Here is a 24,149-nt window from a genome sequence, read left to right on the forward strand (position 1 = left end):
TTATTTCTCTCCCCAATTTACTTTTACAAATCCATCTTTCACCATTAAACCACTTATATTAAATATATACTTTTCATTTGCTTTCAATGTAACTGTAAAAGTACCTTTTTTCGATTCACAAATTTCTTTTAACTCTTCACTACTTTCCCCTTGTCTTTCATACAAACTAAAGCATAAGTTACCACGTTTTGCATCTGTCTCATAAGAAAATGTCACTTCTGTATCTTTTGCATACTCAAGTTCAATATCCTTCCCAGCAATATCCCATGATGAGAATTTTGCTTCGTAACTTCTCTCTCCTTGCTTCTCACTTTCTAAATATATATCTCCAGCTCTCCACATATCATCTAACGTTTGAACGAAAGCAAAGCCGCTAAGTAATACAAACATTGCACTTGCAAATATGACAACTAATGTTGTTTTTTGTTTTTTCATATCCTTCATCTCATGTTCTCCTTCTATTTTCTTGTTACTTCTTCGTATCATATATAACAAAACTCCAATAAAAAATGGCAAGACACTCGCTATAACACTCCACCACCTACTTATTCCACGCATTTTCGCATCTGTATACACCCATGATGCTACACATACTAAAAGTGCTATAAAAGCCAAAAGCATTGTAATCCCAGCTATTTGAAATATTACAAATGGATTAACGAACTCTATCATGTAATTTATACTCCTTCTTTAAAAATGACTGTATAACAACGTATATAGGAATGTATAAGTGCACCATAATAACTATCGTTATAATGACAGATATTTTATGATCCAAATGGCTAACAAACTGCTCTATGATAACTGTTAATACAATCATCCAAATAGCATGGATGAAAACAACCCATCTCTTCTCTAATTTCCGAGCATTTCGCACGCTCTGTTTCGTATTATTTATTAGCTCTTCTCTAGGAACCATCTCTCCTGCTAAGCTACTTTTTATCTTCTGATCAAACTTATCTTCCTTCATAAACGAACCCCTCCAAATGTTCCCGCATTTGCTTCTTCGCATAATTAAGACGGTACTTCACCGTACCAATCGGTATATTTAATATTTCACTCATTTCTTTATAAGAATATTGTTCATAATAGTAGAGTACGAGCACGGTTTTATATTTTTCATTCAATGAATGTATAACTTTCCATATCATTTCCGATTCCACTTTTTGAATAAATTCTTCTGATATATTCACTTCATCTGCGAAATCTATTTCTCCACCATCTTCTTTATGAAATAAATCCAATACACGATCTTTCCATCTTTTCTTCTTACGATAAAAATCATAAAATGTACGAACACAAATTGTAGTAATCCATTTTTTATAATTCTCCACATAAGAAAGTTGGTGCCTAGAGGAAAAAACTTTTATCCAAGTCTCTTGAAAAATATCTTCTGCATCTTCTTTCGTTTTCGCTAATTTATAGCATAAGGAATATATTTGCTGCTTATATATATCAATTAATTCTTCTATCTTTTCTTCCATCATAAGCCTCCTGTCATTTATATAAGACGACGCAAATTCTCCTTTTGTTTGATAAAATTTTATTTTTTTATTATCTCCATATAAAAAGGCAATCACAACATCGTGTGATTGCCTTTTACTGAAAACGAAAGTCCGCTTCCGCTTTTCTTTATTGTCTAGCTCCAGCGGCTAGAATACTCGGTGGCTTCGCGCCTTCCTCCGAGGCAAAGTACGCCTCTCTGTCAGGAGCTCCATCTACCTCATATTCTAAGCAAGCCGCTTCCGCTTTTCTTTATGTCCAGCTCCAGCGGCTAGAATACTCGGTGGCTTCGCGCCTTCCTCCGAGGCAAAGTACGCCTCTCTGTCAGGAGCTCCATCCCCCTCCTATTCTGAACGAGCCGCTTCCGCTTTTCTTAATTACATTTTTTCTGGTGCAGATACTCCTACGATTGCTAATGCATTTTGAAGTGTAGTGCGTACTGCTTTCATTAACTCATAGCGAGCTTTACTTAATTCTAAGTTATCTTGGTTTAATACTTTTTCTGCATTATAGAAGCTGTGTAATGCTGCTGCTAATTCAAATGCATAGCTTGTAATGCGGTGTGGCAGACGCTTTTGCGCTGCATCCGCAACTACAGCTGGGAATTCACCAAGTTTTTTCAATAACTCTACTTCTTTCTCAGAAGTAACAAGTTTGTAGTTCACGTCTCCGCCTGTAGCTAATCCTAACTCTTCACCTTGACGAAGGATACTGCATACACGAGCATGAGCATATTGTGCATAGTATACTGGGTTTTCATTCGATTTTGATACAGCTAAGTCCATATCGAAATCTAAATGAGAATCACCGCTACGCATTGCGAAGAAGTAACGCATTGCGTCCACGCCTACTTCTTCCATAAGCTCACGAAGTGTAACTGCTTTACCTGTACGCTTACTCATCTTCATTTTTTCACCATTTTGGTACAGTTGTACCATTTGGATGATTTCCACTTCAAGTGTTTCTTTATCGTAACCAAGTGCTTGAATAGCAGCTTTCATACGAGGAATGTAACCGTGGTGGTCAGCACCCCAAATGTTGATTAACTTATCGAAACCACGCTCTAATTTATCACGGTGGTAAGCGATATCTGGCGTTAAGTATGTGTAAGAACCATCATTTTTAATTAATACACGGTTTTTGTCGTCACCGTAAGTCATAGAACGGAACCAAGTTGCACCGCCTTCTTCAAAGATCTCGTCACGCTCTTTTAATACTGCAAGTGCAGCATCGATTTTTCCGTTTTTGTATAATGATGTTTCTGAGAACCATACATCGAATTTAACACGGAAGCTTTCTAAGTCTTTTTGAAGTTTTGCTAACTCATATTTTAAACCGTATGAACGATAGAACTCATAGCTTTCTTCTGCATCAGCTTTTGCATAACGATCACCCAATTCTTCTGCTAAAAGCTTGCCGATTCCAATGATGTCCGCACCATGGTATCCGTCTTCTGGCATTTCTTTCTCTAGACCTAAAGCTTGCATGTAACGAGCTTCAACAGAAAGAGCTAAGTTATGAATTTGGTTACCAGCGTCATTAATGTAGTACTCACGAGATACATCATACCCTGCTTTTGCTAATACGTTACATAAAGTGTCACCTACTGCTGCACCACGTGCATGTCCTAAGTGAAGGTCACCTGTTGGGTTCGCAGATACGAACTCAATTTGTACTTTTTCACCTTTACCAGTATTCGTTTCACCGTAAGCTTCGCCAGCGTTAACGATTGTTGGGATTAAGTCTGTTAAGTAGCCATTATCCATGTAGAAGTTAATGAAACCAGGTCCTGCGATTTCAATTTTTTCAATAGAAGCTTTTGCTTTATCGAAGTTTGCAACTAATTCTTCTGCAATCATACGAGGTGCTTTTTTCGCAACGCGTGCAAGTTGCATTGCCATATTTGTAGAGAAGTCACCATTTGTTTTATCTTTTGGAGATTCTAATACAACGTTGGGAATCTGTTCTTCTGTCGCTAATTCTGCCTTTAATACAGCAGCTTGAATTTCTTCTTTAATTAATCCTTTTACTTGTTCTAAAGAATTCATTATTTTGCCTCCTTCAAATTAAGTGTAATTGTATATCTGCCAGCTTCTTGTTCACTTAGAAGCAATACGTACGTTAAGAAGAGCTGTCCTTTTTTCTTTTCATCCGACCATTTAAAAAGAACGTTATCAGTTTTCGTTTGCAATGCAAACGTACCAAGTTCACTCGTATACGTACCAGTTGTCCATTCACCTTTCACATGCGTTTGACGCATTGAAACAGCACCTGAACGCATAATGAGAACTTGTTCACCTTGAATTTTAATAATTGTTTTCACTTCGCCCTGTTCGTTCGGCTCTTGGAATGTTACATATGTACCTTGACCTTTTACATAGTATTGACCATCTGCTTCAAAAGCAACGGTTTCTTTCCTCGCCCCTTCACGGATTTCTGTTACGAAATGAACGTGTACCGGCAAGCCTGCAAGTTGTTTCTCCACGTCTTGCACACCTTTCAAATGTTATAGATATTAAATACTACTTATAATAAATCACTTTTCCTATCATATCAAAAAAAACCTCTGTCTGTCTGCTGAAAAATCAGGAAAACTCCATTTCAAAAAATAATTCACTTCCACTTTATTTCATATGATAAAATGTTTTTTAAATCTAAATATTCTTTCATTTAAAGAGGTGAGTTATGTGCTGCCAACAAAATTGAAAAAAGGTGATGAAATTAGAGTTATTTCACCCTCTTGTAGTTTAAGTATTGTCTCAAATACGAACCAAGCGCTTGCTATAAAAAGATTAACCGACATGGGCTTTCAAGTTACATTCTCAACATATGCTGATGAGATAGATCGATTTGCTTCCTCTTCTATTTCTTCACGTGTTCAAGATCTTCATGATGCATTTAGAGACCCTAATGTAAAAGCCGTTTTGACAACACTTGGTGGATACAACTCTAATGGTTTATTGAAACATCTCGATTACGATTTAATTCGAGAAAACCCGAAGTTTTTCTGTGGCTATTCTGATATTACCGCTTTAAATAATGCAATTTACACAAAAACAGAACTTGTTACATATTCAGGCCCCCATTTCTCTTCATTTGGAATGGAGAAAGGGCTCGAGTATACGACTAATTACTTTTTAAAATGCTTAACTTCTAATGAGCCTATTGAAGTCCTACCATCTGAAACATGGAGCGATGATTCTTGGTACATCGATCAGGAAAATCGAAAATTTATTAAAAATGAAGGTTATGTTTCGATTCATGAAGGCGAAGCAACTGGAGAGATTATCGGTGGTAATATGAGCACATTGAATTTACTACAAGGTACACCATATATGCCAAACTTACAGGATAAAATATTATTCCTTGAAGAGGATAATTTAACTGGAAAAGCTACCCTTAACACTTTTGATCGTTATTTACATTCTCTTATGCAGCTACCTAACTTTGAACATGTAAAAGGCATTGTTATAGGAAGAATGCAAAAAGGAACAGAATGTACGATAGAAGACATTCAAGAAATGATTGCTTCAAAGCCTGAACTTGCACATATCCCTATCATTGCAAACGCAAGTTTCGGGCATACAACCCCGATTTTCACTTTCCCCATTGGTGGACGTGCAAAAATCATTTCTAATAAAGAAAAGACATCTATCACTATTTTAACTCACTAAAAAAGGAGCGAATGAGTCGCTCCTTTTATGGTTTTTCTATTTTTTCCAACGCTTTTTGCGGAATTGACTCTTTCGAGATTTCAGCCCATCCTTTTCCTTGCATACCTTTTGCATAAATTTTTATAAACGCCCCCGTATGCAATTCACGGTTCATCATTCTTTTCACAACTTGTAACTTTCCGTCTTCTGTATACCCTTTAAAAGTGTACAAGTATTCTCCATCTTTTTTCTCGCCTTTATCTATAACCGCATAATAATCTTGTATTTCTTTATTTGAAAAGAAGTTGTCTACAAAAGCATGTACACCTTCTGTTTTTGTGTTTAAATAATATGCTGTTCCTCCTAAAATAATGGCGAACACAGCTAAAACTTTAATTACCAATTTCATAAATGCGCCTCCTGTTTGCACTTCTTTCTCACTAACCTTATGTCTATACATGTATTATACGAAAAACAACATACTATACTCTATCGAAACGCCTTACACTTTCCTTACATTATTGTAAGAGTTTTTCCCTTTATAGCAAATTCCCATCAAAAAAATTTTCCGTTTAACAAACTTTTATATTATTATTGAATGATACGAATTTTTATTACAAAAATCAAAGGAGACAGTTTTCAAATGGCTATCTTGCAAGGTTTAGCACTATTACTTGTTGTACTTTGTCTATTTACACTTTTTAGTTACCGTGCTCCTTACGGCATGAAAGCAATGGGTGCTTTAGCTAATGCAGCAATCGCTAGTTTTCTTATTGAAGCATTTCACCGTTATATCGGTGGAGAAATGTTTCATAATGAATTTCTACAATCAGTAGGAGAAGCTTCTGGTAGTATGAGCGGCGTCGCAGCGGCAATTTTAGTCGCATTAGCAATCGGTGTTTCACCCGTATATGCTGTTTTAATCGGTATCGCTACTAGTGGGTTCGGTATTTTACCAGGATTTTTCGCTGGATACGTCTGTGCCTTCGTCGTAAAGTTCCTCGAAAAGAAATTACCGGCTGGTATAGAGTTTTTAGCAATCCTATTTATCGCTGCACCAATCTCACGCGGAATGGCCATGCTTATGGATCCGCTCGTAAATGCAACACTTGGTAAAATCGGTTCTATGATTTCAGTTGCAACTACAGAAAGTCCTATCATTATGGGCATTATGCTTGGTGGATTAATAACAGTTATTTCTACCTCTCCATTAAGTTCTATGGCACTAACTGCAATGCTTGGATTAACAGGTTTACCAATGGCAATTGGTAGTCTTGCCGTAGCAGCCTCAGCCCCAATGAACTTTATTTTCTTTAAGCGACTAAAAATTTGCTCAAAGAAAGACACAATCGCTGTAGCAATAGAACCTTTAACACAAGCCGATGTTGTTTCAGCAAATCCAATTCCAATTTATGCGACAAACTTCGTTGGCGGTGCACTTGCTGGTATTATTACATCTCTGTTCCAACTCGTTAATAATGCACCAGGAACAGCATCACCAATCCCAGGACTTCTTGTCTTATTCGGGTTTAATGACGTTGTAAAAGTAACGATTGCTGCTATATTATGTGGAATCGTTACCACGATTGTTGGATACATCGGATCAATCGTGTTCCGTAAATATCCAATTCGTTCTGCTGATGAAATTCGCGGCATTGCTTCGGAAGAGAAGGTTGCATAAGAAAAAGAGCTATTCTCATCGTTTGAGAATAGCTCTTTTTTTCATGGCTCGCCATGTTTTTTTTAATATATCGGCTTACCGATACATAACAAAAAAATAAGGGCCCTTATTCATGTAGGAGGTCCTTATTTTATCCAGCTACAGCGGCTAGAATGATCGGTGGCTTCACTTCTTCCTTCGAGGCAAAAAGCGCCTCTACGTCTGAAGCTCCATCCCCCTCACATTCCGAACGAGCCGCTTCCGCTTTTACTTTATCCAGTTACGCCTTCTAGACCCTTGCGTCTAAGAACCTTCCCTGCCAAAAGGTAAAAAGCACCTTTTGCAGGAAAGGACCTTAGTCACCGGGTCTAAACAGTCGGCTTCACTTTTACTTTACCCAACCGAGCAGCATTTCCCGCACGAATTTGCTTGCTGCGACTGGTGTTTGATCACTATGGTCGTAGACAGGAGCTACTTCTACTAAGTCTGCCCCAACTACATTTATATTTGAATTTGCAATTGCTACGATGGAATCTAATAATTCTTTAGATGTGATACCTCCAGCTTCTAACGTTCCTGTTCCAGGAGCATGAGCTGGGTCTAATACGTCAATGTCAATTGTGACATAGACTGGGCGTCCTGCAAGTTTCGGCAATACTTCTTTTAACGGTTCTAATACGTCAAATTTATATAAGTTCATACCTACTTCTTTTGCCCATTCGAATTCTTCCTTCATTCCAGAACGAATACCGAAAGAATATACGTTTTCCGGACCAATTAAATCACACACTTTACGAATTGGTGTAGAGTGGGATAAAGGCTCCCCTTCATACGATTCTCGTAAATCAGTATGAGCATCCATATGGATGATAGCTAAATCCGGATATTTTTTTGCCATTGCCTTAAAAATTGGCCAAGACACTAAGTGCTCACCGCCGAGACCTAGTGGAAACTTATCGGCATCTAAAAGTTTTGATACATACTCTTCAATCATATCTATGCTGCGTTGTGCGTTTCCGAATGGTAATGGGATATCGCCCGCATCAAAATATTTTACCTCTTCTAGTTCACGATCTAAATATGGGCTATATTCTTCAAGACCGATTGATACTTCACGAATACGTGCAGGGCCAAAGCGAGATCCTGGACGGTAACTTACTGTCCAATCCATAGGCATCCCGTAAATAACTACCTTTGACTCTTCAAAACTTGGATGACTTTTAATAAATACTTTACCTGAATAAGCTTCATCAAAACGCATATTCTTTTCCTCCTTATGTGGAACTTAAGGTATCCCAACCTTTCATATTTCTCAAATTTGGAGCGAGCTGCTCCTCTTTCTCGATTTACCGGTGTCTTCTTTTTTAACAATAAGAAGACGATTTTCTTTACAGAAGTGTAAATAGCTAGCATGTTCAAGCCTTCTGGACAAACACCTTAAATGAGCTACTTACACTTTATTTGTTCAATACGATTCTCTTACTTAATTAGATCGCCAACAAATTTCGGTAATGCGAATGCTGCATTGTGTAATTCTTTTGTGTAGTATTTCGTTTCGATTTCGTGGAAACGCTCTTCACTTACTTCTAATGGATCATGTTTCTTAGATCCAATTGTGAACGTCCAAAGACCGCTTGGGTAAGTTGGAATGTTCGCTGTGTATAAACGAGTAATTGGGAAGATCTCTTTTACGTCTTTAAATACAGTTGTAATTAGTTCTGGTGTAAACCAAGGGTTGTCCGTTTGTGCAACGAAAATACCATCTTCCTTTAACGCTTTTGAAATTCCAGCGTAGAAGCCTTTTGTAAATAGGTTTACTGCTGGGCCTACTGGCTCAGTAGAATCTACCATAATTACGTCATATTCATTTTCACTTTCTGCGATGTGTAGGAAACCGTCTCCTACTTTTACTTCTACACGCTCATTATCTAATGCGCCTGCAATTGATGGTAAGTATTGTTTAGAGTACTCAATTACTTTTCCATCGATTTCAACAAGAGTTGCTTTCTTTACACTTGGGTGTTTTAACACTTCACGAATAACACCGCCATCGCCACCACCTACAACTAATACGTTTTCAGGGTTTGGATGTGTAAATAAAGGTACGTGCGCTACCATTTCATGATAAACGAACTCATCTTTTTCTGTTGTCATAACCATGCCATCTAAAATAAGCATGTTTCCGAACTCTTCCGTTTCAACCATATCAAGTTTTTGGAATTCTGTTTGCTCCGTATGTAATGTGCGGTTAATACGCGCAGTAATCCCAAAATGTTTTGTTTGTTTTTCAGTGAACCATAGTTCCATCGTACAATCACGCCTTTCAATGCAAATTTATAATAGGGACATCATTAATGTCCCCTAACAAAAATAAAACAAAACATCCAAAAAGTATAGTTAAAAGTACAAAAATACCGAAAATATATTTTAGTCAGAGGGTTCTAACATATATGTATAAAGAAAACCCTTTCTTAAGAAAGGGCTTTTCTCTCTACTTCTACCGGTTTTCGAATCGGAATTAAAATCATTACACAACCGACTAACACGACAATTCCACCAACTAAAAACGGACTTTGTGGTGAAACAGTGTGGCCGATGATTCCTGATAAGATTGGAGCAATTGCGCCACCTAACCAACGAACGAAGTTATAAACACCTGATGTAACAGATCTTTCATAAGGTGAAATATCCATTACATAACTTGTAAATAATGCATTATTTAATCCCGACGCTAATCCTGATAGAACAATTAATACAATTTGTAACCACATAACTTTCACAAAGAATAGTGCGATTAAGAAAAGCGCAAATACGAGTAAACTACCCTTCAACAATGCTTTCGGCTCATATTTACCTTCTAGCTTATGAGCTAAAATTGCAGAACCGTAAGCTAACGCTAATCCCCATCCGCAAAATACAAATCCTAATTGAATAGCAGATAAATGCATAATCAGTGGTGAATATGCTAACACAACGAAAAATCCATAGTAGTATAACATTCCTGAAATTGCACCTTGCATAAACGGTTTATATTTCACCAGGTTAAGTAATTCACCTACGCCTGCCGCTTTACGCTTCACTTTTCGCTCCGGCTCTTTTACAAAAAAGAAAACTAAAATAAATGCTAAGAAAATTAAAATACTCGTCGCAAAAAATGGGTAACGCCAAGAATGTCCACCTAATATCCCGCCTAATAGTGGTCCGCCTGCCATCCCTAAACCGATAGCTGCTTCATATAATCCTACTGCTTCATGAACTTCTTTACTTAATGCAATCAATAATGTCATCGCCGTTGCGAAAAACATCGCATTTCCTAATCCCCATCCCGCACGGAAAAGAGATAATTGAGCAATCGTTTGCGATATACCACATATAAACGCAAATACAGTTACGATCGCAAGACCAATCGTCATCATTCGTTTATCACCAAATCTCGATGCGAATATTCCAGCTGGTAACATCATAATTGCCATCGTTAAAATATATGCTGTAAATAACATCTCTACTTGCCAATGCGATGCACCAATTTGCTCAGCGATGCTTGGTAAGATTGGGTCGACTACCCCTATACCCGAAAAGGCAAGGAAGGTAGCCACCACTGTAATCAATCTCCCTAGTTTTTGTTTGCTCTCCATTTTGATTACTCTCCTTTTGTATTCTCTAAAAATATAACTGCTCGATTTAAACTTTCTTGTAACTCTGCCTTCACACGCTGCATTTGCTCCATTTTCTCGTCTAGCGTTTGCACTTGTTTTTCAAGCATCTCTTTAATTTCTTGAATCACTTCACGGTCACGGGGATTCTCACTATTTCTTCTTTGCTCCATTCTTTCTTTTAATGATAAGAAATGTTGCATTTCTTGAAGCGTAATCCCTAACACTTCTTTCGCTTCCACAATTCTTTTAATTCTAGCTATATCCTCGTCTGTATACAGGCGAATGTTCCCCTCACTACGTTCAGGGGGATGAATTAAACCAATTTCCTCATAATAACGAAGTGTACGTTTTGTTAAACCAACTTGCTTTGTGACTTCATCAATTTTATACATGTTTATTCCTCCCTTCACTCGATTATTACATTTTACGTTAACGTTAACTTTTGTGCAACTGTTAGACTTTTGTAAATGTTTATCCCATTCAATTGTATTTTTCCAAAAGCAGTTTCATAATGAAAGAAAAGAAACGATAAGGAGATTTCCGTATGAATAAACCACTTATTTTCGCTCACCGCGGGGTAAAAGGAACACATCCAGAAAATACGATGATTGCCTTCCAAGAAGCAGAACGCGTTGGTGCCCATGGAATTGAACTTGATGTCCACCTATCAAAAGATGGTGAACTTGTCGTAATTCACGATGAAACGGTAGATCGCACAACAAATGGCATCGGTCTTGTTTCTGAAAAAACGGTAGCGGAATTACAAGCTTTAGATGCTGGCAGCCATAAAGACCCTTCTTTCCATGAAGCAAAAATCCCAACATTACGCGAAGTATTCATTTGGCTATCTACAACAAGTTTACAACTCAATATTGAATTAAAAACAGACGTGATTCACTATCCAAATATTGAAGAAAAAGTTGTGGCTCTTGTTCGAGAATATCATCTATCAAATCAAATTGTATTCTCCTCATTTAACCACGAATCTGTTTCATTATTAGCAGAGATTGCTCCTGAGATCCCAAGAGCGATTTTATATGATACACCACTTGCTGATGCTATCGCTGAAGCAAAAACTAGAGAAACAACTGGTTTACACCCAAACTTTCAACTGCTAACAAAGGAATTTGTTCAACTAGCGCAAAAACAAGGGTACGTTTTCCGCCCTTATACAATTAACGAATACAAAGATTTACAAACTATGATTGACTATGGCGTAGATGTCATTATTACCGATTGGCCAGCACGTGCTTTTGAGCTCCTTTCTTAATTGAAGGAGCTTTTTGTTTTCGAAATTTCATTGTTTAAAATAATCGAAAACCCTCAATACTAATACAATAATGTTTGTATTAGTATTGAGGGGCTGAAAAAGATGGATCAAACTATGAATCCGAAACTTAAAAAATATAAACGTCTTTTCTTCACCGTAATGTTTTCTTCTGTTCTTTTTTTCGTTTTTTCCTTTTTTGTTATTATTATAGTTGCAAAAATTATGGGACCTCCTCCTGTTGCTGTCCCGCAAACAAGTGTCTTTTACGCTAATGATGACACTGTTATCGGACAAAGTAATGAAATGCAAAAACGTTACAATGTATCTCTCAATGAAATCTCTCCTTATGTAAAAGAGGCGACACTATCTATCGAAGATCAACGATTCTACAAACATCATGGCTTTGACATGAAACGTATTGCTGGTGCTATTGTTGCCGATTTAAAAGCGATGGCAAAAGTCCAAGGTGCTAGTACGATTACACAACAGTATGCTCGTAACCTATACTTAGATCATGATAAAACGTGGAAACGTAAACTATTAGAAGCGATGTACACAATTCGCCTTGAAGTGAACTATAATAAAAATCATATTTTAGAAGGATATTTAAATACAATTTATTACGGGCATGGTGCTTACGGAATCGAAGCTGCGTCTCGTCTATATTTCGATAAAACAGCAAAAGAACTAACATTAGCTGAAGCTAGTATGCTCGCAGGTATTCCGAAAGGACCTAGTGTCTACTCTCCCTTTTTAAAAGAGGATCGCGCGAAAGGACGACAATCTCTCATATTAGATGAAATGGTAGAACAAGGTTACATTACAAAGAAACAAGCAACTTCAGCGAAGAAAGAGGCACTAACTTTCGCCTCATTGGATACGAAAAAAGTGGCAGAGGTCGCACCTTATTTCCAAGATGCTGTACAAGCTTCTCTTCTTCGTGATATCGGATTAGATGAACAAGCATTACAAAAAGGTGGTTTGCGTATTTATACAACGCTAGACCCTAAATTACAATCGGTCGCAGAGCAAGCTGTAAAAGATCACATACCCGACACAACAAACATACAAACTGCGCTCGTCTCTATGAATCCAAAAACAGGTGAAGTAGCTGCCCTTGTTGGTGGAACTGATTATAATACAAGTCAATTTAACAGGGCTACACAGGCTGCTCGACAGCCCGGCTCTACGTTTAAGCCATTCCTGTATTACGCGGCATTAGAACGAGGATTCACCCCTGCTACGCGCTTAAAAAGCGAATATACCGTATTTACTTTAGGTGACGGTGTTTCCAAGTATAAACCGAAAAACTATAAAGACTATTATGCAGACGATTTTGTAACAATGGCGCAAGCTCTTGCGGTCTCTGATAACGTATATGCCGTGAAGACCAATTTATTTTTAGGCGAAGACATTCTTACAAAGACAGCGAAGCAATTCGGTATTACTACCGCATTAAAAGATGTTCCGTCTCTTGCTCTCGGTACATCTCCTGTAAAACCAATTGAAATGGTTAACGCTTATAGCATGTTCGCAAACGGTGGAAAAGAAGTAAAACCAGTGTTTATTCGCCGCATTATGGACCATGAAGGAAATATGTTATACGATGCTCATTTGGAAAGTAAGCAAATTCTTGATAAGAGCAAAGCGTTTGTGATGGAAGAAATGATGACGGGCATGTTTAATAAAAAACTAAGCAGTTACGCTGCTGTAACTGGTCAATCGATGCTATCAAAGCTATCAAGAACATATGCTGGAAAGTCTGGTTCTACTGAAACAGATAGTTGGATGATTGGATTTACCCCGCAAATCGTCACTGGTGTATGGGTTGGATACGATCAACCTAAATCAATTTCAAATGTAGCAGAACAAGGCTACGCAAAAAGAATATGGACCGATACGATGGAAAAAGGCTTAGATGGACAACCTAAAAAAGAGTTTAAACAACCAAGTGACGTCGTTGCAGTCAATATTAACCCTGAAAACGGAAAAATTGCTACAAAAAACTGTCCCATTTCAGTTAAAATGTATTTCGCAAAAGGTACAGAACCAACTGAATATTGTATGGATCATGTTGATGATAAAGAAGAATTTGAAAAGACAACTGAAGAAAAGAAAAAAACAAGTTGGTGGAAAAAATATCTTCCTTGGTAAAAAAAATAGCTGACGGGCATCCGTCAGCTATTTTTTATTCACTTAATAATGCACGGCGCAATTCTTCACTAGATTCGTTCCAAATTGCTTCATTATGTTCTTTCAAGAACGTACCAAGTACTTTTTTAGATGATTCATCCATATGGTCAACCATAATGTGACGCTTCATTGATTTATCCATTTTGTTTACGTGCTCTGGAAGTGATTTATATCCGCGGCGAATTTCACGGTCAACTGTCATTTCACAAGCTGTTACACCTGCATAATAAGCACCTGTCGCCGTTCTTTCAATCGTTACCCACACAAGCCAAAATGGTTTTCCGTTCGGAACTTCATCTTTATTTGTTAAAAACTTAATACCTTTTTCGACTGTACTACGCGCATGCATCGCACCGATATCAACAAATGCTGTTTTCTCTAGTACATCGACAAATACAGGTGAAATGTTTTCTAGACTTAATGCCCCAACGCCAAAACCACCATGTCCATCTGTTGAATCATTTTTCACGATATTAAAACCGATTTTTTTCTTTTTCTCTGTCATATGTAAAGTCCTCCTCGCTTACTGATTAGAAAAGCCTGAAAATAGGCGCAATGATATTTTGTAAAAACATTAATACATGCGGAATAACTACTTGGAAAATAGGTTGGATTGTGTAATTGCTAAGCGGTGTAATAACGAGAATTAATAACGCAATTGCTCCATATTTTTCATATTGCGTCATTTTCGCACGAATATTTGCTGGCGCTAAATCCTCCACGACGCGATATCCATCAAGTGGTGGGATTGGTAATAAGTTGAATACAAGTAAAACAATATTTAACATTATAAAGAGTTCAAAGAATCTCTCTAATGTATCAGCTACTGCAACTGGAATTGCATCAAATATTCCGAATACTATTAAGCTATACAAAATAATTAAACCAATCGCACTTAAAATTAAATTACTAATTGGCCCTGCAATCGAAACTAATATTCCCGCAAGACGTGGTCTTTTAAAATTATACGGATTAACTGGTACCGGTCTTGCCCAACCGAAACCGAGAATTAATACAGCAATCATCCCGATAGGATCTAAGTGTGCCATCGGTGATAAAGTTAAACGGCCTTGCCTCTTTGCTGTATCGTCTCCAAATTTATATGCAACATATGCATGCGCAAATTCATGCACTGATAATGCAATAATAATCGCCATTGCTACCAACGGGATTTCTTGCAATGGATATCTAAATAACTGATCCATACTCCAACTCCTCTTCAATATGTCCAAAAAAGAAAATATTTGTTTTTTCGATTGTTCTTCCCCATAATCCGCTATAATAAGAGTGTAACTTACATAAAAGGAGCGATTATATATGCCATACGTAACAGTGAAAATGCTAGAAGGACGCACAGAAGAACAAAAGAAAGCTCTTGCTGAGAAAGTAACAGCAGCAGTAAGCGAAACAACTGGTGCTCCTGAAGAAAACATCGTTGTTTTCATCGAAGAAATGTCTAAAAATCATTATGCAGTTGGCGGAAAACGCTTAAGCGACAAATAATTTCAAGTTCTTTCATAAGAAGCAGCTCTTAGCTGCTTCTTATTTTTTTCCTTCTAGTAACTCGATGATTCTCTCTTTATATTTTCCTTTTCTTCCATCTTCATAGATTAAATCATGCGGATAGAATAATTTTTGATCTCTTCTCTTCTTGCCAGTAATTGCTTCAACAATATCCGATTCACGTGAAAGCTCTCTAAGCTCCCCATTTGGCATAAGAAGTAAGATTGGCAGACGTTCTTCTTCTTCACCAGCACGGTAAAAATCATACGGTAAGTCGGATGTTGAATCAACTACTAAATAGTATTCTGGATCAAGCCCAATCTTTTTAAATAAACTACTTAATTCCATCCAATTATCTAAACCGTGCTGATCTGTAAACTCTACATATTTAAATAAGTTTCGATTCATAAAACGACGACATAAATCACTTAAAATTGGATCTTCTTCGTCTTGCCATACTTGGAAGTAATAATACATAACGTTCTCGTCTAACTTTAAATAATCCTCTACTGTTACTTCTTCTTCAAATAAAGAATAGAAATGAACCGGATGATTTTTAAATGTATAATACTTCTCGTGCAATGATTTTGCACGGTGTAAAATCTTTGTTAAAATAACTTCGGCACTGCGCGTTACCGGGTGGAAATATACTTGCCAATACATTTGATAACGACTCATAATATAATGCTCAACAGCATGCATACCACTATTTTTAATAACTACTTGATTGCCGTATGGACGCATGACACGCAGTATACGTTCCATATCAAAATTTCCATACTTTACGCCAGTGAAATACGCATCTCTTAATAAATAGTCCATACGATCCGCATCAATTTGACTGGAAATCATGCTAATCGCTAATTTATTAGTAGATGTTTTTGCGATTACATCGGCCACCTTTTGTGGAAAGTCTTTATCCACACGACTTAATACGCGATTAATTTCCGTATCTCCAACGATAATTTTTTGCGTAAATTTCTCATGATCTAATGAAAATACTTTTTCAAACGAGTGAGAAAATGGGCCGTGACCGACATCATGAAGTAAGGATGCACATAAACATAACAATCTATCTTCAGCATTCCAGTTCGGTCTGCCATCAAACACATCATCAATCATACGACGAATAATTTCATATACACCTAACGAATGAGTAAAGCGACTATGCTCTGCACCGTGAAATGTAAAAAATGTCGTTCCAAGCTGCTTAATACGGCGCAAGCGTTGAAATTCTTTCGTTCCGATTAAATCCCAAATAACACGATCGCGCACGTGCACATATTTATGTACCGGGTCTTTAAACACTTTTGTTTCGCTGAGTTTGTCGTTTAAATATACCACCTTCCGACATCCCCCTTTCTTTACTGCATTCTTACTATATATTATAAACGAAATAGGAAACAGAAAGAAATGAAAGACTATATTAATTGCCCTTATATAAAGAAAAAATCACTTTTACCGAAGTAAAAGTGATTTTTTCTTTATACATTATTTCCCTAAAACGAATTCAGCAACTTCATCTAAGATCATTTCTTTACCTAGAGGGAAGTAACCTTTGTTTAAGTCTTCGTTTTTAATTGTAAATACGTGGTTGTTTTTAACAGCATTCATATTTTTCCAAATTGATTCTTCTTGGAATTCTTTTAGACGCTGAGAACCGTCACCAGTTGTAAATACAAATAGGTAATCTGGGTTGTAATCGATTAAAGCTTCTTTTTGTACTTGTACTAATGGTTTATCCGTTGGTGTACCTTTAACTGCTGGTAATTTCAAGTCATTAAAGATTACGCTACCGTAACCGTAGTCACCGTATACACGGAAAGCATTTGGATATGCAGCCATTTTCATGAATGTTGCATCGCCAGTTTTCGCAACGATTTTGTCATGTAATTTGCTTGCTTTTTCATCATACTGTTTGAACCATTCTTTTGTTTCTTTCTCTTTACCGAAGATCTGACCTACTTCTTCAAATTTTGGACGCCATTGGTCTAATGGAGTTTTTAACATAACTGTTGGTGCAATTTTAGATAATTGATCATAGATCTTTTCTTGACGATTGTTTACAAGAATTAAGTCTGGCTTTGCAGCAGCTACTGCTTCGATGTTAATTTTATCGCCCCAAGCAGAGCCAACTGGTTTTACGTCTTTTAATTTCTTTTCAATATGTGCATCAATTTTTTCTTGAGATGTATTAGCAGTAATAATTGGTTTCATACCAAAAATTAATAATTCTTCTGTTGAACCACTAAGGTCAGCAATTTTCTTTGGATTTGCAGGGATTTTAATTTCCCCTTTTACATGTTGTACAGTGCGCTCTTCAGTTTTCGCATCCTTCGCATCTGCTTTCTTCGCTTCTTCTTTGTTAGAACAAGCTGCAAATAGTACAGAAGTAACGACTAGTACCATTGCTAATAGTGCCATTTTAAAATTCTTCATGTTCCCACTCCTTCTAGCTGTATTTCTCTTATAAGTTACAATGAACTATAAGAAACGAGGATAACATTCAATCAATATATACTTATTAATTGTTGTTATTGACCCATTCTAAAGGGCGTTCAACTTCCCATTCGTATATAAGAAGCTCAACGTCCATTAGAAGTCCCCCTCTCTATGAGGGGGGTCTAATTATGCTTTTTTACGTAATTGATTATTAATCATCATTAAATCGTATGTTAAACAAATTGGCTTACAATTTACTGGACATGGAACGATTTGAGCTTCAATCTCAAATACGTTACGAAGTGTTTCACTCGTCATCACTTCGTCTGGCGTTCCTTGTTTCATTAACTTACCTGCTTTTAATGCAATCATATGATCTGAAAAACGAGAAGCATGGTTTAAATCATGGATAACCATAACAATCGTTCTACCTTCTTCTTCATTTAACTTTTTCAATAAGTTTAATACTTCTAATTGATGCGCCATATCTAAGTACGTTGTCGGTTCATCTAATACAAGTAATTCTGTTCCTTGTGCAAGAGCCATCGCAATCCATACGCGTTGACGTTGCCCACCTGATAACGCCTCTGCTGGACGATTTGCGAATTCTGTCATTCCCGTCACTTCAAGTGCCCAATGAATGTAACGATAATCCTCTTCTTTCAACGTTCCAAATCCTTTTTGATGAGGAAAGCGTCCATATGAAACAAGCTCAAACACAGTAAGGCCAGTTGGCACTTCTGCAGTCTGTGGTAAAATCGCCATTTTCTTTGCGATTTCTTTCGTTGGTTGTTTCTCAATTGCTTTTCCGTCAAGGTAAACAGTACCTTTTTTCGCCTTCAAAATACGAGAAGCCGTTTTTAATAATGTGGACTTCCCACAACCATTTGGTCCAATAATTGTTGTAATTTTCCCTTCCGGAATTTCAACTGTTAATCCATCAATAATTAACCCTTCATTATAGCCAACAGATACCGCATCAACCGCTAAAGTTGCCATACAAAAAGCCTCCCTTTATTTTGTCCTCATAAGTAAGTATATGAAATATGGTGCACCAATTACAGAAATAACAAGACCGACCGGTATTTCTGAAGTTGTTAACACACTTCTTGAAATTACGTCTGCGAATAAAAGTAAAAACGTCCCTATTAGTGCAGCAGTAGGCAGCATAATTTGATGTTTACCACCAACAAGACGCCTCGCCAAATGCGGAGCCATTAAACCGATAAAACCAATTCCTCCGGCAACAGCGACAGATGCACCAGCTAAACAAACTGCAATAAATAATAATTTACGTCTTTCTTTTTCTACATTTACACCAAGGCCAACAGCTGTAGAGTCGCCTAGGTTCATTACATTTAATATGTGCGCCTTACTAATAGCAAGTGGCAAGAAAATAACCATCCATGGAAGTACACTTAGCACGAACTTCCAATCTGTGCCCCACAAACTTCCTGCTAACCAAATCGTCGCAAAACGGAAATCGTTAGATGTCATCTTCATAGAAAAAATTAAACTAACAGCACCAAACCCAGCTGCAACAGCGATACCAACTAGTATTAATCTCGTTGATGAAACGCCGTCTTTCCATGCTAGTAAATAAATAATAACTGCTGCTAATATCGCACCAACTAACGCGAAGAATGGAAGGATAAATACAGATAAAAATGTACCAGTCCCAACTTTCCCGAAGAAAAAGTAGACGAATATAACAACTGTTAATCCCGCTCCAGCGTTAATACCGATAATACCTGGATCAGCAAGTGGATTTCGTGATAACCCTTGCAAAATCGCACCTGACATCGCTAAAGCAGATCCGACTAATATAGCAATAACCATGCGTGGCATACGGAATTCAAATAAAATAACAGACTGATCGTCAGCCCCAAGTCCAACCAATGACTTCAATACGTCCATTGGTGGTATTTTAAATGTCCCTGTATTTAAACTTACTAAAAATACAGTAACGATTAATCCTACTAAAATTGTTAAAACCGAAACGTTCTTTTTTGTTAAGACACTTGTCCTCACATTTTCCCTCTCCCTTCGTTACGTGCTAAGTAGAGGAAGAATGGAACCCCAATTAGCGCTGTAATTGCTCCAATTGGCGTTTCAAACGGCGGATTAATAACGCGAGATAACATATCTGCACATTCAATTAACAGTCCGCCTAAGACCGCAGAACATGGAATAACCCATCTATAGTCTGAGCCTACGAGGAAACGAGTCATATGTGGGATTACAAGACCAACAAATCCAACCGATCCTGCCATAGAAACTGCAGAACCTGTTAACACAAGAACAAGTACTGTTCCGATAAATTTAATTAATGTCGTATTTTGACCAAGTCCAATCGCAATTTCTTCACCGAAGCTTAAAATTGTAATATACCTCGACATTATAATCGCAATAAAGAGACAAACAAGACCAATCGGTACTAACATATTAATACTTTCCCATTTCACTCCAGCAACTCCGCCTGCATTCCACATACTCACCTCTTGGGCAAGGTTGAAATATAACGCAATTCCAGATGAAATGGCCCCTAATAAAGCACTAATTGCCGCTCCTGCTAAAGCTAACTTCACAGGCGTTAATCCACCTGGTGAAGAAGACCCAACACCATATACAATGGCCGCTCCAAACGCTGCTCCAATAAAAGATGCGATAACGAACATTAAATAAGGTGAATTAGGGAAGAATGCATACATAATTGCAATCCCAAATACAGCCCCATCTGTAATCCCCATTAATGATGGAGAAGCAAGTGGATTTCGCGTCATACCTTGCATAATTGCCCCCGATACCGCTAAAAAGGCACCTGCAACTACGCCCCCTATTGCTCTAGGCATGCGAAGTTCTTGAATTACGTTATGATGCGTAATAGAACCGTCAAACTGAAACACAGCTTGCCATACAGTCTTTAAACTAATATCTGCCGCTCCAAACGAAATAGAAACTGCCATGCTTAAAGCTAACAAAATTGTACCTACTATTAAAATAATAGAAGCAATGAGCGGTCTGCTCTTAATCTCTTTAACATTCACATCTTGCTGTTCTATACTCCTTGCGCTCGCTTCCATCCCTCAACCATCCTAACCAACAACATATATTTAATGAAATGAAATTTATTCTCAAATAGTAATAAAAAAATTAGATGAATTGTTCTTTTCCTGATAATGATTCTCAGAATCAGACACCTTCTATTCTACCTATCGCTTTAAAAGACTGTCAACCATTATTTTGAAATACAAATTTATATAAATTGAAATTTGAATGAATAGATAATGCCCCTCCTTCATTGAATGTTAATCTACTCAATTGTATTTTCGTAGAATAACTCATTCCTCTTATGGGCATAAAAAAAGAAGAGTAATCTGTTCACTCTTCTTTTTCTTACTTATTTAGCTTTGCTTCAATTTTTACAATTAATTCATCTTCCGTTGGAGCCGCAACTGGACGATTATTTACAAATGCGAATGATTTTTTACGACCAGGGCCACAGTAAGACTGACACGCAACTTCAATCGTTGCACATGAATCTACTTTTTTCAACTTCGGAATCAATGTTTTAACGTTCGTTGCCTGACAATCATCACACACACGAAATTCGTTCCCCATTATATAACACTTCCTCTATTTTAAACTTTTCTCAAGTACATTTAAAAATAAACACTAAATGGTATTTTACCGCTCTTTGAAGCTCGTTGCAAGTTTCCCTATAAAGCTCTTTCTTCATATAATGCTACATATTTATATGTTCTCCTACAGAAGCTTACGTCATTCTTGGCAAAATTTATACCTTTCATCGAAATCTACCATATTTTTAAAAGCTTTGTATAAAAGCTCATTTTTTTGCCCATTATAAAAATAGGAAGTTCATAAAAAGAAAGGGAGTTGAATCTATGAAAGTAAGACAAGATGCTTGGACAGATGAGGATGATTTATTACTTGCTGAAACCGTACTTCGTCACGTTCGAGAAGGAAGTACTCAATTAAATGCATTTGAAGAAGTGGGTGATCAATTAAATCGTACATCGGCTGCCTGTGGTTTCCGTTGGAATGCTGTTGTTCGCTATAGCTATGAACAAGCTCTTCAACTAGCAAAAAAACATCGTAAAGATAAAATGCGTGCTGCAAGCGGTGAACAAGCTAAAAAACGTTTACTTTATACACCACCAGCTTCAGATTCGATAACTGACTATGAAGAATTCGTGCAAGAGGAATCAATTGTACAATATAAAGAAGCTATTCCATATCAAGAACCTACTGTTCCTGCTGCAAAAGGCTCTATGACAATGCAAGATGTTATTTATTTTTTACAAACAGTCGGATCTTCAAATATAAAAGTAACAGCTCTTGAAAACGAGAATACGAGATTGAAACAAGAAATTAAATCACAAATCCTTCGAAATGAAGAACTAGAAAAGAAACTAGAAAAATTAGAAGCACAATCTCATACTGTACAAGAAGATTACGAAACACTTATGAACATTATGAACCGCGCTCGTAAGTTGGCAGTCATGGATGACGAAGAACGTTCTCAAACATCTTTCCGAATGGATCGAAACGGTAATTTAGAAAAAATCGCAGAATAAAAAGGATGCATTACATGCATCCTTTTTATTATTTCACTTCCACCATATGTGCTTCTTCTATGTTAGAACCTTTCTTTATATCTGGGAAAATCTTTTCCTTTGGATTTTCTTTAAAGGCTGCTAATCCAATCGTTTTTACCGGTTCATTTATCTTTGTATATTCGGCATCACTAACAACCGCATACATATCTGTATATTTACGTGCATCACCGATTACTACATTACCTTCATACTTCATTTTCTTTCCATCAATTACTACATCTTTTTGTTCCTCTTTAGCGAATACTACTCCCACTTCATCTGAAACAGATGGCAATGCTTTAATTGGTTCCACATCTTCTTTTACTACCTTTTTCAGCATGTTTTCTTTTACCATTTTTTCAGCTGTTGTTTTATTCATAATTAAAACCTTTTTCTCATTGACAGTACCTAGTTTTGCTTCAAATTTACTTTGGGATTCAATTTTATCTTTATATTGATCCATTGTTTTTTGAACGCCAGTTTCATCTCCGTACATAACAACGCCCTTTGCTTGTGGTGCAATCATATCCATAATAGAACAACCACTAAATACAGCAGCTGACATAATCGCTACGAGTCCTAATTTCACTTTTTTCATTTGTATTCCTCCTGAAATCATAATTACATTTCTTAGTTTAACCACCGCAGCTAGTTTAACCAATTCACTTTCCTTACAACAACCTTACAATTCAGTAAGGTTCCCTCTTAAAAACTAATTTCATTATTTTTTGCTATAATAGAGATTGTCATTTTAAAGATAAGGGGTTAGTTATATGAGCAATTCCCGTTCCATTTTATCTCAGCCAGAGTGGCGTATTGTAGATCAGTCTAGTTTGGGACCAACATTCCATGCATTGCAGTCATTCGCAATGGATGACACACTGTGCACAAGCATTGGAAATGGTCAATCAGCTGCAACAATGCGTTCTTGGGTTCATCACAATACAATTGTTCTTGGCATTCAAGATTCACGCCTACCACACTTGGAAGAAGGTATTTCCTTTTTACAAGAAAACAACTTCAATGTTATCGTTCGTAATTCCGGTGGACTTGCAGTCGTACTTGATGAAGGGGTTTTAAACGTATCACTTTTATTCCAAGAGACGGAAAAAGGTATCGATATTGATCTTGGATACGATACAATGTGGCATTTAATTAAGGAAATGTTAAACGATTACGATGTTACAATCGAGGCAAAAGAAATTGTTGGTTCTTACTGTCCTGGTAGCTATGACTTAAGTATTCGCAATCAAAAATTTGCTGGCATTTCACAGCGCCGTATTCGCGGCGGTGTCGCTGTCCAAATTTATCTTTGTGCTACAGGAAGTGGCTCTGAACGTGCCTCACTCGTTCGTGATTTCTACAACCTAGCAATCCAAGGAGAAGAAACACGCTTTACGTATCCTGAAATTGTACCGAGTACGATGGCTTCACTTTCAGAATTACTTGGCGAAACCATTACAGTACAAGATTTAATGATGCGCCTTTTAAAAACACTGCAGCAATTCGCTCCAAAGTTAACACCATCTCAATTAACAGTAGATGAAGTTCCTTTATATGAGACGAATTTACAACGTATTATTGATCGTAACAATAAAGCACTTGGCTTAGAAAAATAAAGACCGTCGCTATAATAGCGACGGTCTTTAT

At 37.1% G+C, this 24,149-nt stretch carries 26 protein-coding genes; 7 read left to right on the forward strand and 19 right to left on the reverse strand.

All coding sequences use genetic code 11. The features are described 5' to 3' along the window. From KZZ19_RS26270 to KZZ19_RS26290, 5 genes are all read right to left on the reverse strand, one after another. Entirely contained in the window at nucleotides 1–672 is a 672-nt protein-coding gene (locus KZZ19_RS26270; RefSeq protein WP_237981194.1) for an anti-sigma factor, read from the reverse strand. After that, complete coding sequence (locus KZZ19_RS26275; RefSeq protein WP_237981193.1) at nucleotides 656–970, reverse strand: anti-sigma factor; 315 nt, start codon at nucleotides 968–970, stop codon at nucleotides 656–658. The genes KZZ19_RS26270 and KZZ19_RS26275 overlap by 17 nt, the downstream gene beginning before the upstream one ends. Then, a complete protein-coding gene (locus KZZ19_RS26280) occupies nucleotides 957–1,484 on the reverse strand; it encodes an RNA polymerase sigma factor (protein WP_237981192.1) in 528 nt (175 codons plus the stop codon). The genes KZZ19_RS26275 and KZZ19_RS26280 overlap by 14 nt, the downstream gene beginning before the upstream one ends. A 396-nt stretch (nucleotides 1,485–1,880) precedes the next feature. Beyond that, nucleotides 1,881–3,551: an arginine--tRNA ligase gene (gene argS, locus KZZ19_RS26285; protein ID WP_237981191.1), complete on the reverse strand. Its 1,671-nt coding sequence runs from the start codon at nucleotides 3,549–3,551 to the stop codon at nucleotides 1,881–1,883. Continuing rightward, nucleotides 3,551–3,988, reverse strand: a complete 438-nt coding sequence (locus KZZ19_RS26290; RefSeq protein ID WP_237981190.1) for a DUF1934 domain-containing protein — start codon at nucleotides 3,986–3,988, stop codon at nucleotides 3,551–3,553. The genes argS and KZZ19_RS26290 overlap by 1 nt, the downstream gene beginning before the upstream one ends. Before the next feature lie 202 nt (nucleotides 3,989–4,190). On the opposite strand from KZZ19_RS26290, the gene KZZ19_RS26295 reads away from it, so the two are divergent. After that, on the forward strand, nucleotides 4,191–5,177 hold the full coding sequence (locus KZZ19_RS26295; RefSeq protein ID WP_237981189.1) for a S66 family peptidase: 987 nt from the start codon (nucleotides 4,191–4,193) through the stop codon (nucleotides 5,175–5,177). Between the two features lie 25 nt (nucleotides 5,178–5,202). Here KZZ19_RS26295 and KZZ19_RS26300 read toward each other — a convergent pair whose 3' ends face one another. Next, a complete protein-coding gene (locus KZZ19_RS26300) occupies nucleotides 5,203–5,565 on the reverse strand; it encodes a YxeA family protein (RefSeq protein WP_061680051.1) in 363 nt (120 codons plus the stop codon). A 234-nt stretch (nucleotides 5,566–5,799) separates the two neighbouring features. On the opposite strand from KZZ19_RS26300, the gene KZZ19_RS26305 reads away from it, so the two are divergent. Continuing rightward, the gene (locus KZZ19_RS26305; RefSeq protein ID WP_088098530.1) at nucleotides 5,800–6,837 is read left to right on the forward strand and encodes a PTS sugar transporter subunit IIC; all 1,038 of its coding nucleotides are present in this window, start codon (nucleotides 5,800–5,802) and stop codon (nucleotides 6,835–6,837) included. 367 nt (nucleotides 6,838–7,204) lie between these two features. On the opposite strand, the gene speB is transcribed toward KZZ19_RS26305, so the two are convergent. From speB to KZZ19_RS26325, 4 genes are all read right to left on the reverse strand, one after another. Continuing rightward, nucleotides 7,205–8,077, reverse strand: coding sequence for an agmatinase (gene speB, locus KZZ19_RS26310; protein ID WP_060632990.1), 873 nt, complete (start codon nucleotides 8,075–8,077; stop codon nucleotides 7,205–7,207). Between the two features lie 218 nt (nucleotides 8,078–8,295). Then, complete coding sequence (gene speE / locus KZZ19_RS26315) at nucleotides 8,296–9,123, reverse strand: polyamine aminopropyltransferase (protein WP_000424696.1); 828 nt, start codon at nucleotides 9,121–9,123, stop codon at nucleotides 8,296–8,298. A gap of 164 nt (nucleotides 9,124–9,287) precedes the next feature. Then, a complete protein-coding gene (locus KZZ19_RS26320; RefSeq protein WP_088098533.1) occupies nucleotides 9,288–10,451 on the reverse strand; it encodes an MFS transporter in 1,164 nt (387 codons plus the stop codon). A gap of 5 nt (nucleotides 10,452–10,456) precedes the next feature. Continuing rightward, the gene (locus KZZ19_RS26325; RefSeq protein WP_088098534.1) at nucleotides 10,457–10,864 is read right to left on the reverse strand and encodes a MerR family transcriptional regulator; all 408 of its coding nucleotides are present in this window, start codon (nucleotides 10,862–10,864) and stop codon (nucleotides 10,457–10,459) included. 152 nt (nucleotides 10,865–11,016) lie between these two features. Here KZZ19_RS26325 and KZZ19_RS26330 point away from each other — a divergent pair, with 152 nt between their 5' ends. After that, nucleotides 11,017–11,742 carry a glycerophosphodiester phosphodiesterase gene (locus KZZ19_RS26330; RefSeq protein WP_237981188.1) on the forward strand — a complete coding sequence of 242 codons (726 nt, stop codon included), beginning with the start codon at nucleotides 11,017–11,019 and terminating at the stop codon, nucleotides 11,740–11,742. A 102-nt stretch (nucleotides 11,743–11,844) separates the two neighbouring features. After that, complete coding sequence (locus tag KZZ19_RS26335) at nucleotides 11,845–13,896, forward strand: transglycosylase domain-containing protein (protein WP_237981187.1); 2,052 nt, start codon at nucleotides 11,845–11,847, stop codon at nucleotides 13,894–13,896. Between the two features lie 34 nt (nucleotides 13,897–13,930). Here the strand turns inward: KZZ19_RS26335 and KZZ19_RS26340 are convergent, their stop codons facing one another. Together KZZ19_RS26340 and KZZ19_RS26345 are read right to left on the reverse strand one after the other, a co-directional pair. Beyond that, nucleotides 13,931–14,440, reverse strand: a complete 510-nt coding sequence (locus tag KZZ19_RS26340; protein WP_000136683.1) for a YwhD family protein — start codon at nucleotides 14,438–14,440, stop codon at nucleotides 13,931–13,933. A 25-nt stretch (nucleotides 14,441–14,465) separates the two neighbouring features. Beyond that, complete coding sequence (locus KZZ19_RS26345) at nucleotides 14,466–15,140, reverse strand: site-2 protease family protein (protein ID WP_088098537.1); 675 nt, start codon at nucleotides 15,138–15,140, stop codon at nucleotides 14,466–14,468. Between the two features lie 112 nt (nucleotides 15,141–15,252). Here KZZ19_RS26345 and KZZ19_RS26350 point away from each other — a divergent pair, with 112 nt between their 5' ends. Further along, a complete protein-coding gene (locus KZZ19_RS26350; protein WP_001147171.1) occupies nucleotides 15,253–15,438 on the forward strand; it encodes a 2-hydroxymuconate tautomerase in 186 nt (61 codons plus the stop codon). 39 nt (nucleotides 15,439–15,477) lie between these two features. On the opposite strand, the gene KZZ19_RS26355 is transcribed toward KZZ19_RS26350, so the two are convergent. The 6 genes from KZZ19_RS26355 to KZZ19_RS26380 all read right to left on the reverse strand — a co-directional run bounded on the left by KZZ19_RS26355 (nucleotide 15,478) and on the right by KZZ19_RS26380 (nucleotide 21,501). After that, a complete protein-coding gene (locus KZZ19_RS26355; RefSeq protein ID WP_088098538.1) occupies nucleotides 15,478–16,782 on the reverse strand; it encodes an HD domain-containing protein in 1,305 nt (434 codons plus the stop codon). Nucleotides 16,783–16,929: 147 nt separating this feature from the next. Then, entirely contained in the window at nucleotides 16,930–17,877 is a 948-nt protein-coding gene (locus KZZ19_RS26360) for an ABC transporter substrate-binding protein (RefSeq protein ID WP_237981186.1), read from the reverse strand. Between the two features lie 189 nt (nucleotides 17,878–18,066). Continuing rightward, nucleotides 18,067–18,879, reverse strand: a complete 813-nt coding sequence (locus KZZ19_RS26365) for an ABC transporter ATP-binding protein (protein WP_000212061.1) — start codon at nucleotides 18,877–18,879, stop codon at nucleotides 18,067–18,069. Between the two features lie 15 nt (nucleotides 18,880–18,894). Continuing rightward, nucleotides 18,895–19,911, reverse strand: coding sequence for a FecCD family ABC transporter permease (locus KZZ19_RS26370; protein WP_237981185.1), 1,017 nt, complete (start codon nucleotides 19,909–19,911; stop codon nucleotides 18,895–18,897). Then, nucleotides 19,908–20,963 (reverse strand): FecCD family ABC transporter permease, encoded by a 1,056-nt coding sequence (locus KZZ19_RS26375; protein ID WP_061680058.1) that lies wholly within the window; start codon nucleotides 20,961–20,963, stop codon nucleotides 19,908–19,910. Before KZZ19_RS26375 ends, KZZ19_RS26370 begins: the two co-directional genes overlap by 4 nt. 313 nt (nucleotides 20,964–21,276) lie before the next feature. Next, nucleotides 21,277–21,501 (reverse strand): DUF1450 domain-containing protein, encoded by a 225-nt coding sequence (locus tag KZZ19_RS26380; RefSeq protein WP_000526075.1) that lies wholly within the window; start codon nucleotides 21,499–21,501, stop codon nucleotides 21,277–21,279. Between the two features lie 284 nt (nucleotides 21,502–21,785). On the opposite strand from KZZ19_RS26380, the gene KZZ19_RS26385 reads away from it, so the two are divergent. Then, on the forward strand, nucleotides 21,786–22,478 hold the full coding sequence (locus KZZ19_RS26385; protein ID WP_098342295.1) for an RsfA family transcriptional regulator: 693 nt from the start codon (nucleotides 21,786–21,788) through the stop codon (nucleotides 22,476–22,478). A gap of 28 nt (nucleotides 22,479–22,506) precedes the next feature. Here KZZ19_RS26385 and KZZ19_RS26390 read toward each other — a convergent pair whose 3' ends face one another. Further along, the gene (locus tag KZZ19_RS26390; RefSeq protein WP_237981184.1) at nucleotides 22,507–23,097 is read right to left on the reverse strand and encodes a lipoprotein BA_5634 family protein; all 591 of its coding nucleotides are present in this window, start codon (nucleotides 23,095–23,097) and stop codon (nucleotides 22,507–22,509) included. A gap of 175 nt (nucleotides 23,098–23,272) precedes the next feature. On the opposite strand from KZZ19_RS26390, the gene KZZ19_RS26395 reads away from it, so the two are divergent. Continuing rightward, the gene (locus tag KZZ19_RS26395) at nucleotides 23,273–24,118 is read left to right on the forward strand and encodes a lipoate--protein ligase family protein (protein WP_237981183.1); all 846 of its coding nucleotides are present in this window, start codon (nucleotides 23,273–23,275) and stop codon (nucleotides 24,116–24,118) included. Nucleotides 24,119–24,149 lie beyond the last annotated feature (31 nt).

Origin of the sequence: Bacillus thuringiensis (genome assembly GCF_022095615.2) — a bacterium.
Taxonomy (GTDB): Bacteria; Bacillota; Bacilli; order Bacillales; family Bacillaceae_G; genus Bacillus_A; species Bacillus_A cereus_AG.

Excerpts from the sequence above, each read along its gene's own strand:
- KZZ19_RS26300 (WP_061680051.1), bottom strand. The coding sequence starts at position 5,565 with ATGAAATTGGTAATTAAAGTTTTAGCTGTGTTCGCCATTATTTTAGGA.
- KZZ19_RS26360 (WP_237981186.1), bottom strand. The coding sequence starts at position 17,877 with ATGAAGAATTTTAAAATGGCACTATTAGCAATGGTACTAGTCGTTACT.
- speB (WP_060632990.1), bottom strand. The coding sequence starts at position 8,077 with ATGCGTTTTGATGAAGCTTATTCAGGTAAAGTATTTATTAAAAGTCAT.
- KZZ19_RS26365 (WP_000212061.1), bottom strand. The coding sequence starts at position 18,879 with ATGGCAACTTTAGCGGTTGATGCGGTATCTGTTGGCTATAATGAAGGG.
- KZZ19_RS26395 (WP_237981183.1), top strand. The coding sequence starts at position 23,273 with ATGAGCAATTCCCGTTCCATTTTATCTCAGCCAGAGTGGCGTATTGTA.
- KZZ19_RS26390 (WP_237981184.1), bottom strand. The coding sequence starts at position 23,097 with ATGAAAAAAGTGAAATTAGGACTCGTAGCGATTATGTCAGCTGCTGTA.
- KZZ19_RS26280 (WP_237981192.1), bottom strand. The coding sequence starts at position 1,484 with ATGGAAGAAAAGATAGAAGAATTAATTGATATATATAAGCAGCAAATA.
- KZZ19_RS26350 (WP_001147171.1), top strand. The coding sequence starts at position 15,253 with ATGCCATACGTAACAGTGAAAATGCTAGAAGGACGCACAGAAGAACAA.
- KZZ19_RS26320 (WP_088098533.1), bottom strand. The coding sequence starts at position 10,451 with ATGGAGAGCAAACAAAAACTAGGGAGATTGATTACAGTGGTGGCTACC.
- KZZ19_RS26380 (WP_000526075.1), bottom strand. The coding sequence starts at position 21,501 with ATGGGGAACGAATTTCGTGTGTGTGATGATTGTCAGGCAACGAACGTT.
- KZZ19_RS26330 (WP_237981188.1), top strand. The coding sequence starts at position 11,017 with ATGAATAAACCACTTATTTTCGCTCACCGCGGGGTAAAAGGAACACAT.
- KZZ19_RS26385 (WP_098342295.1), top strand. The coding sequence starts at position 21,786 with ATGAAAGTAAGACAAGATGCTTGGACAGATGAGGATGATTTATTACTT.
- speE (WP_000424696.1), bottom strand. The coding sequence starts at position 9,123 with ATGGAACTATGGTTCACTGAAAAACAAACAAAACATTTTGGGATTACT.
- KZZ19_RS26305 (WP_088098530.1), top strand. The coding sequence starts at position 5,800 with ATGGCTATCTTGCAAGGTTTAGCACTATTACTTGTTGTACTTTGTCTA.
- argS (WP_237981191.1), bottom strand. The coding sequence starts at position 3,551 with ATGAATTCTTTAGAACAAGTAAAAGGATTAATTAAAGAAGAAATTCAA.
- KZZ19_RS26340 (WP_000136683.1), bottom strand. The coding sequence starts at position 14,440 with ATGACAGAGAAAAAGAAAAAAATCGGTTTTAATATCGTGAAAAATGAT.
- KZZ19_RS26325 (WP_088098534.1), bottom strand. The coding sequence starts at position 10,864 with ATGTATAAAATTGATGAAGTCACAAAGCAAGTTGGTTTAACAAAACGT.
- KZZ19_RS26375 (WP_061680058.1), bottom strand. The coding sequence starts at position 20,963 with ATGGAAGCGAGCGCAAGGAGTATAGAACAGCAAGATGTGAATGTTAAA.
- KZZ19_RS26270 (WP_237981194.1), bottom strand. The coding sequence starts at position 672 with ATGATAGAGTTCGTTAATCCATTTGTAATATTTCAAATAGCTGGGATT.
- KZZ19_RS26345 (WP_088098537.1), bottom strand. The coding sequence starts at position 15,140 with ATGGATCAGTTATTTAGATATCCATTGCAAGAAATCCCGTTGGTAGCA.
- KZZ19_RS26275 (WP_237981193.1), bottom strand. The coding sequence starts at position 970 with ATGAAGGAAGATAAGTTTGATCAGAAGATAAAAAGTAGCTTAGCAGGA.
- KZZ19_RS26335 (WP_237981187.1), top strand. The coding sequence starts at position 11,845 with ATGGATCAAACTATGAATCCGAAACTTAAAAAATATAAACGTCTTTTC.